Source organism: Paenisporosarcina indica, assembly GCF_001939075.1.
In the GTDB taxonomy this organism is placed as follows: domain Bacteria; phylum Bacillota; class Bacilli; order Bacillales_A; family Planococcaceae; genus Paenisporosarcina; species Paenisporosarcina indica.
The window spans coordinates 752,349-764,681 of sequence record NZ_MPTA01000002.1; the positions used below are offsets into that span (position 1 = coordinate 752,349).

14 protein-coding genes are annotated in these 12,333 nt (G+C 37.9%); 6 read left to right on the forward strand and 8 right to left on the reverse strand.

Translation table 11 applies throughout. From position 1 onward, the window contains the following. Positions 1-76 precede the first annotated feature (76 nt). The 6 genes from GY23_RS09120 (at position 77) to GY23_RS09130 (ending at position 3,750) form a co-directional block, all read left to right on the forward strand. Positions 77-1,087 carry an HRDC domain-containing protein gene (locus GY23_RS09120; protein ID WP_075618876.1) on the forward strand — a complete coding sequence of 337 codons (1,011 nt, stop codon included), beginning with the start codon at positions 77-79 and terminating at the stop codon, positions 1,085-1,087. A gap of 838 nt (positions 1,088-1,925) precedes the next feature. Next, entirely contained in the window at positions 1,926-2,084 is a 159-nt protein-coding gene (locus GY23_RS18250) for a hypothetical protein (protein WP_161487589.1), read from the forward strand. A 214-nt stretch (positions 2,085-2,298) separates the two neighbouring features. Continuing rightward, positions 2,299-2,448, forward strand: coding sequence for a hypothetical protein (locus GY23_RS18255; RefSeq protein WP_161487590.1), 150 nt, complete (start codon positions 2,299-2,301; stop codon positions 2,446-2,448). A gap of 220 nt (positions 2,449-2,668) precedes the next feature. Then, positions 2,669-2,821 carry a hypothetical protein gene (locus GY23_RS18260; RefSeq protein ID WP_161487591.1) on the forward strand — a complete coding sequence of 51 codons (153 nt, stop codon included), beginning with the start codon at positions 2,669-2,671 and terminating at the stop codon, positions 2,819-2,821. A gap of 204 nt (positions 2,822-3,025) precedes the next feature. Continuing rightward, positions 3,026-3,295, forward strand: coding sequence for a hypothetical protein (locus tag GY23_RS18010; RefSeq protein WP_139311091.1), 270 nt, complete (start codon positions 3,026-3,028; stop codon positions 3,293-3,295). A gap of 86 nt (positions 3,296-3,381) precedes the next feature. Further along, positions 3,382-3,750 (forward strand): hypothetical protein, encoded by a 369-nt coding sequence (locus GY23_RS09130; RefSeq protein ID WP_084544083.1) that lies wholly within the window; start codon positions 3,382-3,384, stop codon positions 3,748-3,750. Positions 3,751-4,046: 296 nt separating this feature from the next. Here GY23_RS09130 and GY23_RS09135 read toward each other — a convergent pair whose 3' ends face one another. The 8 genes from GY23_RS09135 to GY23_RS09170 form a co-directional block, all read right to left on the reverse strand. Further along, complete coding sequence (locus GY23_RS09135; RefSeq protein ID WP_075618877.1) at positions 4,047-4,313, reverse strand: hypothetical protein; 267 nt, start codon at positions 4,311-4,313, stop codon at positions 4,047-4,049. A 132-nt stretch (positions 4,314-4,445) separates the two neighbouring features. After that, a complete protein-coding gene (locus GY23_RS09140; RefSeq protein WP_075618878.1) occupies positions 4,446-5,795 on the reverse strand; it encodes a M20/M25/M40 family metallo-hydrolase in 1,350 nt (449 codons plus the stop codon). A gap of 141 nt (positions 5,796-5,936) precedes the next feature. After that, positions 5,937-6,923: a tetratricopeptide repeat protein gene (locus tag GY23_RS09145; RefSeq protein WP_075618879.1), complete on the reverse strand. Its 987-nt coding sequence runs from the start codon at positions 6,921-6,923 to the stop codon at positions 5,937-5,939. 419 nt (positions 6,924-7,342) lie between these two features. Then, the gene (locus tag GY23_RS09150; RefSeq protein ID WP_075618880.1) at positions 7,343-7,903 is read right to left on the reverse strand and encodes a DEAD/DEAH box helicase family protein; all 561 of its coding nucleotides are present in this window, start codon (positions 7,901-7,903) and stop codon (positions 7,343-7,345) included. 350 nt (positions 7,904-8,253) lie between these two features. After that, a complete protein-coding gene (locus GY23_RS09155; protein WP_075618881.1) occupies positions 8,254-9,432 on the reverse strand; it encodes a M24 family metallopeptidase in 1,179 nt (392 codons plus the stop codon). Further along, the gene (locus GY23_RS09160) at positions 9,413-10,357 is read right to left on the reverse strand and encodes an ABC transporter ATP-binding protein (RefSeq protein ID WP_245827630.1); all 945 of its coding nucleotides are present in this window, start codon (positions 10,355-10,357) and stop codon (positions 9,413-9,415) included. Before GY23_RS09160 ends, GY23_RS09155 begins: the two co-directional genes overlap by 20 nt. A gap of 34 nt (positions 10,358-10,391) precedes the next feature. Further along, complete coding sequence (locus tag GY23_RS09165; RefSeq protein WP_075618883.1) at positions 10,392-11,414, reverse strand: ABC transporter ATP-binding protein; 1,023 nt, start codon at positions 11,412-11,414, stop codon at positions 10,392-10,394. Between the two features lie 9 nt (positions 11,415-11,423). After that, on the reverse strand, positions 11,424-12,332 hold the full coding sequence (locus GY23_RS09170; protein ID WP_075618884.1) for an ABC transporter permease: 909 nt from the start codon (positions 12,330-12,332) through the stop codon (positions 11,424-11,426). Position 12,333: the final 1 nt, after the last annotated feature.

Sequence of the window (12,333 nt, forward strand, 5' to 3'; positions counted from 1 at the left end):
TTTAACTTTGTTTTTACGTTATAATAACCTTATTAAAAGTATGGATATAAGATTAATTTCACTCGGAGGTAATTGCATGTCTTTATTAAGAAAATTAGTAAATAAAATAATGGATGCGGATGATTTAAAAAAGCCTATCATTTTGCAGGATCGAACAGAAGTGTCTACCCTAATTAAGGAATTAGAGTTACTTAAAAGCTCCTCACATATAGATATAAATAAAACCCTTGTAGAAGAACATCTAAAACTTGCCCACATTGGATTATCTGGAGAAAAGAATGTTATGTATGAATTGAGGCATTCGTTTATTCCAATGATCATTCTTCATGATATAGAAATAAGTATTGAAGATTATCATGCACAGTATGACTTTATTATTATCACACCACAATTTATTTTTGTTTTAGAAGTGAAGAAGTTCATGGGGAATATTGTTGTATCTGAGAGTGGAGATTTTACTCGGGTCGTTAAAAAAGGAACTCGTACTGTTTTTAGAGAAGGTGTTTATAGCCCGTTAAGACAGGCCAAAAGACAACGAGATATTTTAAATATGTTTTTAAGGGAACATAACCTAATCAATAAGATTGAGATTATCAGCGGTGTAACATTTGCGAATGAACGAAACGAAATTGATATGACTCACGCTCCTGAAGAAGTAAAATCAATGATTTGTAGAATTGATAATCTTGTTCCTTTATTAGAAAAAGAACAAAAGAAATTCTCAGATCGAAATGTTTTACCTGCTTATTTATATAAAACGGCCAATTTTCTTGTTGCCAACCAAACACGTAAACCATTTAGTTCAGAGAGATATATGTTGAAAGCTGCGACGAATATTCCCGTTGAATTACCTGTTAAAAAAACGGTTATCAATAATGATCTAGTTGAACAAAAACTGAGAGCGTTCAGAAAAAAACTTGCAAACGAAAAAGGCTATAAAGCGTTTCATATATTTAGTGATGCTACCTTACACGAACTCTTATTACATAGACCCACTAACAAAGAAGAACTAATCAAAATTAAAGGGTTCGGTAATCAAAAAGTAAATGAATTTGGCGACCAACTATTAAGTATTATTAATAACTAAGATTGGGATACCTTATTAATATGTGGAGTGGGTAAAAATAATAAAAGCAAGAAAGCTGCCGAAATTGCATCTTCGGCAGCTTTCTCTCCATATAATATGTGACCATTCTTTCGTTAACCAAACAAAGATCACTAATTGCCAGAATGTAAAGTTTCCTTTGAGACAAGTAACCGCAGAAGCAGGGATGCAGTCCGCCGCAGGATTGCCTGTAAAAACCGAGAGACGAGCGTGATTTACGCTCGTCTTTTTCATTTTAACCCGATTTCTTATTCAGGACTTGGATGATTGCCTTTCCAGATCCGCTGCGACTGAACTATATGAATGGTGCTTCCTTTATCCGAAAACTTAAATGCATTATCAAAAGTATTAAAATCACTTGATTAATTTGTTCCTATCAGCTGAAATCTGACTGCCATGGTATTTATATTTAGATAGATGCTCTTTCTTTTTGCTTATTTAACAAGCTGAAAGTGCGTTTAGACTCTGATTCTCCGAAAAAATCAACTAGTTTCCCATCCCAATTCCCAGTGCCGTAACTGTGATTCTAAGCATACAGGTTGAAAAATAATAATCTAACTGACTCGGTGATCAGTTTTTCGTCTGACAGTCTTCTTGTGGCCATCTGGATTCAAGTAATTCACGGTAATTCACTTTTTCACGAAATAACATTGGTGTTTGAAACGTGATATAAATCATCACAACTCTAAATTAATAAATATATTTTCCACTATCTAGTTAAGTGTCTATGTCTTTTTTATTAAGTGAATAAACTATAACTATAAAGCAGAAAGAGAGGTGAAAGAAATGAGTAACGTATGGAGAAGCCATCATTGTTCATGTGACAACAAATGTTCTAAACATAATAACCGAAACAACCAGTCTAGATCTAATAGTCGTTCCAGAAGCGAAAGCGATAGCAATTCTGATTCAAGATCAAGATCAAGATCTGAATCTGATATCGACTTCAGAAATAACACAGATGTTGAGACTGACTTGAGAAATGTAGATAGCAATACGAACATTGCAAAAGTTAATAATAGTGGAAACTCAAGAGTTTGGATTGATGTTGATGTGGATTCCGATTCCCGTTCAAGAGCACGGGCAAGGTCTGACCAAGATCGATTCTAATATCTAGCTAAGTGTTTATGTCTTTTTTATTCAGTGAATAAACTATAACTATAAAACCAAAAGAGAGGTGAAAGAAATGAGTAATGAATGGAGAAACAACAATCGTAAAAATGATAATAACCGAAACAACCAGTCTAGATCTAATAGTCGTTCCAGAAGCGATAGCGATTCTGATTCAAGATCAAGATCTGACATCGATTTCAGAAATGACACAGATGTTGATACTAACTTAAGAAATGTAGATCGCAATACGAACATTGCAAGAGTTAATAATAGTGGAAACTCAAGAGTTTGGATTGATGTTGACGTGGATTCTGACTCCCGTTCAAGAGCACGGGCAGAGTCTGACCAAGATCGATTCTAATATCTAGCTAAGTGTCTATGTCTTTTTTATTCAGTGAATAAACTATAACTATAACTATAATACCAAAAGAGAGGTGAAAGAAATGAGTAATGTATGGAGAAACAACAATCGTTCCAATGACAACAACCGAAACAACCGAAACAACCAATCTAGATCTAATAGTCGTTCCAGAAGCGATTCTGATTCAAGATCAAGATCTGACATCGATTTCAGAAATGACACAGATGTTGATACTGACTTAAGAAATGATGATCGCAATACGAACGTTGCACGAGTTAATAATAGTGGAAACTCAAGAGTTTGGATTGATGTTGATGTGGATTCCGACTCCCGTTCAAGAGCACGGTCAGTGTCTGATGATCGATTCTAATATCTAGCTAAGTGTCCATGTCTTTTTTATTCAGTGAATAAACTATAACTATAATACTGAAAAAGAGGTGAAAGAAATGAGTAATGAATGGAGAAATAACAGACGTTCTAATAATAATAACCGAAACAACCAATCTAGATCCAATAGTCGTTCCGATAGCGATTCTGATTCAAGATCAAGATCTGATATAGATTTCAGAAGTAACACAGATGTTGATACTGACTTAAGAAATGATGATCGCAATACGAACATTGCACGAGTTAATAATAGTGGAAACTCAAGAGTTTGGATTGATGTTGATGTTGATTCTGACTCCCGTTCAAGAGGACGGGCAGAGTCTAACTAAGAACAAGGCTTAGATTTTATTTATTATGGTGGGATAGGAGATAAACTATCCTACTATCTCATTATTCTAGGGAAGGAGAAATAGAATTGAACAATTCTAAAAATAACAATTCTCAAAAAAGCAATAACGACATTAAAAGTCAGGCTAATTCGCTTATAAATGATGTGGACTTTAATAAATCTTCAATTGGCAAAAGTGGAAATTCAGACGTCGATGTAAATGTAAATGTGATTGTTGATACGACATCAATTGCATTCGCTTACTTGTGCTCAATGCTTGCCACTAAAAAAATGACAAATGATGAATTTGATATTGCAGTAAGAAAACTCGAAGAGATGACTCAACGACACTCAAGAAATAATGACGTGTCAAATGTAAGGCTTTTCAATCGAATTAAAGAGGAAAAGAAACAAAACAATAACCGTCAACAAAATCAACATAGGAGATTATTTTAGCAATCTCCTTTACATATTATAGATGGAATATGTATCCACCCCATCACTCTGGCATATTTTGTGAATTCACTAAGTACTCCTCATAAAGAGAATTTAAGATATAAAATAAAGACGTTCGTAAAGTAACTTTAGGTTACCTAGAACGTCTTTACTGTGTTTAACTTATACCAGCCTATTCTCACCCAACCAATCTCCCTATTCTTCCCAAAATATTCTCTTTAAACAAATCAATCTTCACTGGCCTTAATAAATCCAATGTTGCGTTCATTAGTGTTATTCTCCTTATGCTGAGATACTCAGCTTGTGATTTGGTTGAAGGTCTTCAATTTCTGCAAGTAAAAGTTTTCAGCTTCTTCCCTGTTCCCGACTAAATATTCATCCACGGTGATGCGTCTTGCGGATAAAATACCCCTGGCTTTGACACCGGGCATCAGTTGAGCTTTTGCCATGACATCGAGCAACGTGAATTCTTTGGACATGGTTAAATACCGTGCGACGCTCACTTCTTTTCGTTGGCCTACATGCCCATATTTCAGAATCACTTTCCAGTAGGACCATTCCATTGTTATCCACTCCCATCCTCTAAACTAGTGATACGTTTTTACAATCCCAATTCACTGTGCAACTACAACTAAATTCAAGTCTTCTCGTAAAAGAATATTCCTAACCCCCCTCAACAAGAACCAATCAATTATTTAAACCGCACGATATGGCAAGATTCTTTGACGTAAATACCCTGCATTTCGAATTAATGCCAGTAAAAACTCATACGTTTCGTAATTTGCTTGAACATCCAGTTGTTCCATGTCTGTATGCTCAAAGTTATAACCGGCAGATAAATTGACGCTTTGAATCCCATGGGATGCCCAGATCACCGTATCGCTTGATCCGCCAGGTGTGGTTTTCCAATCACTAAATTCTTCTAGAGCCGCAACGCGTTCAACTGCCCTTGCAAATGGTACCGAACAGAATCGTGTAGACTCTCCTCTTGAAATGACAATGTCCGATGTATTGCGTCGATCAACCACGAATGCCATATCAATGTCCCATAAAAAAGATTCATGAAGGGCTCTTGCACCACAAAGACCCATTTCTTCTTCTACAGTGAAAATATATTTGATGGTTCCAGTAAAATGTTTTTTGGTTAGTGTTTTCGCTACGGCCAGTAATACATTAATGCCAGCGCGATCATCCGCTCCTAAAATCCCTTCGCTACTCGACCAAAGGTGTTGCTGTTTAACAATGATGCGGATTGGGTCGATTTCTTCCACTGTATCGAGATGGGCATTCAATAAGACAGTCGGCCCCTGCCCATACCTTTTGATCGCCATTAAATTGCCCGCTTCATCAACCGCCATACGATCCACATAAGGCGATAATTGTTCTTGGACATATTTACGGATTTGTCCTTCATTGCCGCTTGCTCCTGGAATATTCAATAGTGTTTCAAGCTGTGTAAAGTAATCATCTTTTGGCAGTACTAGCGAATCCGATTGAATCATCTTTTGTGCCTCCTCCTTTGTAATGGTCGACATTTTTTCAGCGATCGCAGGTAAGCTCTCTCTTTTCATTTGAAAGGAAATTCCTGTGTCGCGATTTAAAGATGCGGTTAGTTGCATGCACGCACAAAACTTAGCGGCATTTCTTGCTATTACGCGAGATGGAAAGCCGAGATATGCTCGGTTGTTGTTATGACTGTCACATGAGTAGTTCGTTGCAAACCCCAGTCTGTTGAATTGTGTCACCAGTCCAGCGATGTAAAGATCCGTTTTTGCTAGGGGCAGCCTGTCGTAGGGAAGTAGCATCTCCGTACAACCATTCGTCAGTCGTTCCTGCACCTGGATCCAGTCACCTTCCGTCACCGTCTCTGAGTCAATTTGAAGTTTCGTACGGTAGAGCGAGTATGTAACATTCAATTGTTTCAGGATGGCATTAAGCAACATCGCATTGTCCTCGCTCAGCTGACTGACATTAAAGTCACTGCCTTCCTCTGTGATGTCAAAACCAAACCGTGTGAATAGTGATTGCCATTGTGTATATTTCATGTGAACATCTCTCCTTTTATTTTGGTAATCACAGTATAGAATAAGGACTGTGACACTCCTGTCACAGCACCTGCTCTTACTAATCCACATAAAAAAACTGCTTCACAGCTGGCACATCACCAGTTGTAAAGCAGTCTTCGTTTATAAATATTGATCTTCTCGTGCCACAATACAAAAATCCTGAATATGAATTCGGTATCGTTGCATGCCAGCATCCGCGACAATCGGATTTTCCGTAAAGCCACACTCCTTCAAACTTTGATTGATGCGTCTGACTTGTTGCCGGTAATTATCCCATGTAAGCTCCTTGATCGTTTCAATTTCTGGGATGAAACCATTTAATTCAGCTAATGTCACGGGCAAGTTGTTCATGCTTTTCACCAGTAACCGTTTCAAAATCACGCCATCCCATGGACTGACCGTATTTTTAGCATCGTCACCCAATTGGATAAATGGTTGATCTTCTACGAAACTAATCAACAGCTGTTCTTTGTCCAGTTTATCCAGCAGTTCTATGTATTTCTTAGGGGAAATCCCTTGTGTTCCTCTCGACGTGATTAAGGTAAACTCCGTCTTTTCCAGTTGTTGCTTCAATTGATTTGATAATTCCTCAATACTGATACCTTCGTATGCCAAGTTGAATGCTTCTTGATTCAGTGCATTTGCTTCTCTTAGGGAGTCCTTGGCGATTTGGGCTGCACAGTAGCCAATAAACAATTTGGCTTTGATGACTTGATCTTCAGCTAATGGGAAATTCGAATCCTGTTTCTTCGGAACGTTCAATGCCCGTTGGAAATGTTCAATCGCCTTGAGCCAATCCCTTTTCGAATAATGCAAGTAGGCATAGCGATAATGAGCTTCCGGATTTTGATGGTCCAAGTGCAAGATGTATTCGTATGCATTGGATGCTGCCGTCGAGTCTCGATACTTACCTGTTTTTTCATAAAAGGCATACTCCATCAATTCCTCGATATAAGCATCCTTTTCTTCATTACTGACCATGTCAAATCTGATTTTCAATTTCATCAGATTTCTGCGCACTCGTGATTTTTCTTGACGGGTAACAATGTTCTTCTTGTCTTTCATCTCCATTAGCTGCAGTTCCATTTCACTCATTTTTTCCAACATCGCTTGCGAAGGAGCTTTCTGTGTGTGTCTAATTATTTTCTTCCCCTCCTACCTATTCTATTGAGTTGGAGCCCATATTAGAAATTTCATCACTATCATATGCATCGATTCGAAGTTTCAACACAAGTCTACTTGTATAATGAGATTATTTTCCAGGTCAAACAGGGCTTGTGAAATATTTATCGCTCAAAATGAAGGGTTTATCGCTCAAAATAGAGATTTATCGCTTAAAACTGTTATTGAGAAAAATCAAAAACGATTACTTTACAAAAATGAATGGTTGTCTTCCTGATCAAATACAATTGCAAGTCTTTCGTCCGCCAACTAAAGGTAAAGCTGAACGACGAAAATGAGAGAGACAAGCGTGTTCTTCACTTGTCTCTCTCATTCTTTTGTTTATGAAACATACTTTTCAAACCTCACAACCCAAACCGTTCCTGAATCACTTTGGCCGTTTCTTCCGCACTCAAATTAGTATTATTAATTTTTATGTAGTTTTCCTTCTTTACTTCACCCTCGACTGAATTAAGCCTGAATTTATCCGCTACGTCTTTCATATGAGCCTCAGACCATTCGATGTTTCTCTTCGTTGCCTTATGTTCTAGACGATGTGGGGACTTGTTTCGTTCGAGCCGCTCTTCCATATCGGCCTGCAGCTCGACAATATATACTTCGTTGCCACGTGATTCAAATATGGCACTGGTTTCCTCAACATACTTCCAGTCGACTTGCATATCAAAACGCCAAACAAATGTGAAAATCACTCCATACAAATCACTTTTCGCAAACTCCTCAAACATTTCTCTTCGGAACAATTTGACGAGACGGTTACCCGCTTCCGTGCCGTAATCAAAAAACGGATGCACCAGTTCGATGGTCAAATGGTTATGAAAGAGTTTCAAATCAGTTACCTTCTCTAGTTCATGGCCAACTGTCATTTTCCCGACAGCTTGTGGGCCAACAATGATGATGAATTTCATGCTCTAATGTCACTCCCGTCAATTTGTGGTGAACTCCCTAGTTAGTTGTTAACATCCTGCTAGCAGTATGAAAGGTTTGTCAGTCGTTCTATTTCAATCTAAATTTAATAAGTTGAACTGGGTTATGGCTATTAATATTAATCAAGAGACTTTATCTGCTGCAATACTAATTCCAAAAAAGTTTCAAAAGGATAAATTAAATTGATGGAACACGGAAATCCACAGTATTCATGAATCAATCTATTTCTCCAAAATAGTTGAAACACTGGATTTATAGAACTGAAAATTATATAATTTCCTATCTTTTTTAAAAAACACTTGGCAGACTTCTGCCAAGTGTCAAATATTTATTAACAAATAAGAGACTTTAAATCCCTAGGATAGTAAGTTAGCATTTCAATGCCATCTTCAGTTACAAGAACCGTGTCTGAATGTCTGAATCCACCTAGTCCCTTTACATAAATACCTGGTTCAACAGTAACGACCATACCCGGTTTAATTTCAGTATGATCCCCTAAATCAAAGAACGGTGCTTCATGACCAAGTATGCCAATATTGTGTCCAGTATGATGGCTAGTCAATTCAGTGATGCCCTCTTCTTTAAAGTATTTTTGAACTGTAGCCTCTACCGCAGAATATGGAATGCCCGGTTTGATTGCTGAAAATGCAACATCCTGCGCCTCATACATATGTTGGAAATATTTTTCTTGTTCTTTAGTTACTTCTTCAACAAACATTGTGCGTTCCAATTCACTTCCATAGCCGAAAACATCTGCAGCAGCGCCAGTAACCAAAGTGTCGCCTTTTCTAAGAACTAGGTTTTGAGTTACAGCATGAGGAAACGCTGATTCTGGTCCAACTTGTCCTCTAAAAATAGCATAAGCTGTTTTACCATGCGGCTTATATTCAGGTCCCAACGTTTCAATCATAGCCATAGTTGCTTCCATTGAAGCTTTACTAGTAATCTCAATTTCACTTAATCCAGCTTTTGTATATTTTTGAAGTAATCGATGCGCTAAATTCCCCCATCGACATGACTCTTTAATTAATTCAATTTCGTTGTTGGATTTGATAAAGCGCATTTCCTCAATGATTCCTTTTAATGAAACAAACTCTTTAACTGTAATCAATTGATCAATCGACTGACCACGGTATCCCATAGAAGATCCATAACCAATTGCATCATAACCTACCGTTTTATTTTCAAAGCCGAACTGAACCAATAATTCTTTTAAGTACTCCATCGGGTGCTTGATTCCTGGATACTCCGGATACGAGTGGACATAATCCACTACGCCGTATTCTTCAGCATGTTCATGTTCCAGTGCAGGTAGGAACAAATGAACCTTCTGATTTGGGTCAACAAATAACCCAATTGGACGTTCTGTTGGATGGAAGTGGAACCCTGTTAAATAGAAGATATCCGTTACTGCAAAAACCACTGCTGCTTCACAATTTTGCTCTGTTAATTTACCAAAGAATTTTTGTTGACGTTCTTGAAACTCACTTTTAGGAATAGATAACAGCATGCTTAATTTCCTCCTCGTTTTTTATATATAAATGGCAATTTGCCGTGTGACCTTTTTCAAACTCTGTTGGTTCAGGCATGACGGATTTGCAGATTTCCATTGCAAATGGACACCGTGGATGGAATGTACAACCAGAAGGCGGATTAGCGGGGCTAGGAACATCCCCTTTTAAAATGATCCTGCTCTTCTCTTCTTTTGGATGTTTTACGGGTACAGCGGATAGTAAAGCTTGCGTATACGGGTGCTTTGGATTATTAAACAAATCCTCTGTTTCTGCAATTTCAACGATTTTCCCAAGATACATCACGGCTACACGGTCTGTCATATGTTGAATGACGCTTAAATCGTGTGAAATGAACAAGTATGTTAAACCAAATTCCTTCTGTAGCTCGAGCATTAAATTGATGACTTGAGATTGTACTGATACATCCAAAGCCGATACCGGTTCATCTGCGATAATGAAGTCTGGCTGAAGAATTACCGCACGTGCAATTCCAATTCGTTGTCTTTGTCCTCCAGAAAATTCATGAGGATAGCGGTCTAAATGGTATTCAGATAATCCGACTATCTGAAGCATCGAAATGACTTTCTGTAATCTTTCTTTTTTATCGAATTTGTCATGGACCCTCAATGGTTCCATTAATATTTGACGAATAGTTTTTTTCGGATTAAGCGAAGCATATGGATCCTGGAATACCATTTGCATCTGTTTGCGCATAGAACGCATCTGATCATACGGCAAAGTTGCTAAGTTAGTACCTTTAAATATGACCTCACCTGCTGTTGGTTCAACCAATCTTAAAATCGTTCTCCCTGTTGTTGATTTTCCACAGCCAGACTCACCGACCAATGCAAAAGTTTCACCCTTCATTACTGTAAAGTTCACGTCATCTACAGCTCTTACAAGAATCTTTTCTTTAAACATCCCTTGTGGAATCTCATAATACTTTTTTAAATTCTTAACTGATAACAATACTTGGCTCTCCACTATGCTTCACCTCCTCCAATGCTGGTTCCTGTAGCCAACATTTGCTGATATGTTCGCCCTTTTTAAAAGCAGGTGGTGTTTCTGCCAGACATTTTTCAAAAGCAAATGGACATCTATTTGCAAATACACAACCTTCTTTAATTTCAGAAGGTTTTGGAACTTGACCTTGGATTGAAAATAATGTGCTTTTGCGTTCATTATTGGAAGGCAATGATTTCATGAGCCCTTGGGTATAGGGATGTAAGGGTCGATCAAATAATTCATTTACCTCGGCCTCTTCCACCACCTCACCCGCATACATGACCACTACACGATCACACATTTCGGCAACAACACTTAAGTCATGCGTAATAAGCATCAGGCTCATATCATTCTTTGTTTTAATATCTTTTAAAAGCTCCAGAATCTGGGCTTGAATTGTAACATCTAGAGCGGTTGTAGGTTCATCTGCAATCATTAGCTTCGGTTGACACAACAAGGCAAGTGAAATCATTACCCGCTGTCTCATTCCACCTGATAGTTGATGAGGATATTCATCAATTATTTGTTCAGCTCTCGGAAGACCGACCTGCTTTAATACCGTAATAATCGTTTTCCTAGTTTCGGATTTCGACATCTTTTTATGTTGTCTTAAAGGTTCGCTCAATTGTTCACCAATCGTAAAGACAGGGTTCAGAGAGGTCATCGGTTCCTGGAAAATCATTGAAATTTCATTACCTCGAAGTTTACGAAACTCTTTTTCATTTAGCCTTGAAATATCCCTATTATTAAAAAGGATTTCGCCAGAGACAATCTTACTAGATTTCACTGGCAAAAGGCCCATAACTGAAAGGGAAGTCACACTTTTCCCACAACCAGATTCACCCACAATACCCAGAGTCTCTCCTCTATTCACGTGAAAGTTTACTCCTCGTATGGGTTGAACAGTCTCTTTTCCACTTTTAAATTGGATTCGTAGGTCATTAACTTGCAGAATCTTTTCCAACACGATCATCCCTCCTTGTTACTCACCTTTCAATTCTGGATCCAATGTATCACGAAGCCAATCTCCGAAAAGGTTAACACCGAGAGCAGTAAACATTATAGCAATACCCGGGAACGTGATTAACCACCATGAACTGAAAATATAATCTTTACCTTCATTTAACATATTTCCCCATGCCGGTTCTGGAGGTTGAACCCCAAATCCCAAGAAACTAACTGATGCTTCGGCAATAATATAAGTCCCAATTTGAAGGGAAGAAAGAATAATAATGGGTGTAAATAAATTGGGTAGAATATGCTTAAACAAAATACCAATTCTTGATACACCAGTTGCTACGCTTGCAATAATAAACTCCTTCTCACGAAGGGCGAGCACTTCACTACGGATGACACGAGCAAAAATCACCCACCCACCGATAGCCAAAGAAATAATGATATTACGCAGACCTGTACCAATAATCGCATTAATTACTAAAACCAAAAGGATGAATGGAAAGCTTAGTTGAACATCCACAATGCGCATTAAGATAACATCAATCCAACCTCTGAAATATCCAGAAATAATTCCTACAATTGTTCCAAATGTCCCAGCAATCAACACAGTAGTTACACCTATGATTACTGATATTCTTGCTCCCAAAATGATTCGAGAAAAAATATCTCTTCCTAACTGATCTGTTCCTAACAGATGACCATCAGTCATTGGGGGTAATAATTTTTTACCGAAGTCCGCAAGAAGTGGATCATAAGGAACAATCCATTGACCAAAAATACTGATGAACAGCAAGAGAACGATAATGAGAAATCCAAGCATTCCTGTCCAACTTCTCATTAGATTGGAGAAAAACGCAGCTACTGCAGATTGTTTTTTGCTCTTTAATGGTTGAGTATTTGCTGCGTGAGGTACTTTTGGGAAATTCACTGTCATA

What these genes read in the sequence shown, in the direction of transcription:
- GY23_RS09165 (WP_075618883.1), bottom strand. Translation starts at nt 11,414, where the DNA reads ATGATCGTGTTGGAAAAGATTCTGCAAGTTAATGACCTACGAATCCAA.
- GY23_RS09170 (WP_075618884.1), bottom strand. Translation starts at nt 12,332, where the DNA reads ATGACAGTGAATTTCCCAAAAGTACCTCACGCAGCAAATACTCAACCA.
- GY23_RS18260 (WP_161487591.1), top strand. Translation starts at nt 2,669, where the DNA reads ATGTATGGAGAAACAACAATCGTTCCAATGACAACAACCGAAACAACC.
- GY23_RS09140 (WP_075618878.1), bottom strand. Translation starts at nt 5,795, where the DNA reads ATGAAATATACACAATGGCAATCACTATTCACACGGTTTGGTTTTGAC.
- GY23_RS09120 (WP_075618876.1), top strand. Translation starts at nt 77, where the DNA reads ATGTCTTTATTAAGAAAATTAGTAAATAAAATAATGGATGCGGATGAT.
- GY23_RS09145 (WP_075618879.1), bottom strand. Translation starts at nt 6,923, where the DNA reads ATGTTGGAAAAAATGAGTGAAATGGAACTGCAGCTAATGGAGATGAAA.
- GY23_RS18010 (WP_139311091.1), top strand. Translation starts at nt 3,026, where the DNA reads ATGAGTAATGAATGGAGAAATAACAGACGTTCTAATAATAATAACCGA.
- GY23_RS09155 (WP_075618881.1), bottom strand. Translation starts at nt 9,432, where the DNA reads ATGCTGTTATCTATTCCTAAAAGTGAGTTTCAAGAACGTCAACAAAAA.
- GY23_RS09160 (WP_245827630.1), bottom strand. Translation starts at nt 10,357, where the DNA reads ATGTTTAAAGAAAAGATTCTTGTAAGAGCTGTAGATGACGTGAACTTT.
- GY23_RS09135 (WP_075618877.1), bottom strand. Translation starts at nt 4,313, where the DNA reads ATGGAATGGTCCTACTGGAAAGTGATTCTGAAATATGGGCATGTAGGC.
- GY23_RS09150 (WP_075618880.1), bottom strand. Translation starts at nt 7,903, where the DNA reads ATGAAATTCATCATCATTGTTGGCCCACAAGCTGTCGGGAAAATGACA.
- GY23_RS18255 (WP_161487590.1), top strand. Translation starts at nt 2,299, where the DNA reads ATGAATGGAGAAACAACAATCGTAAAAATGATAATAACCGAAACAACC.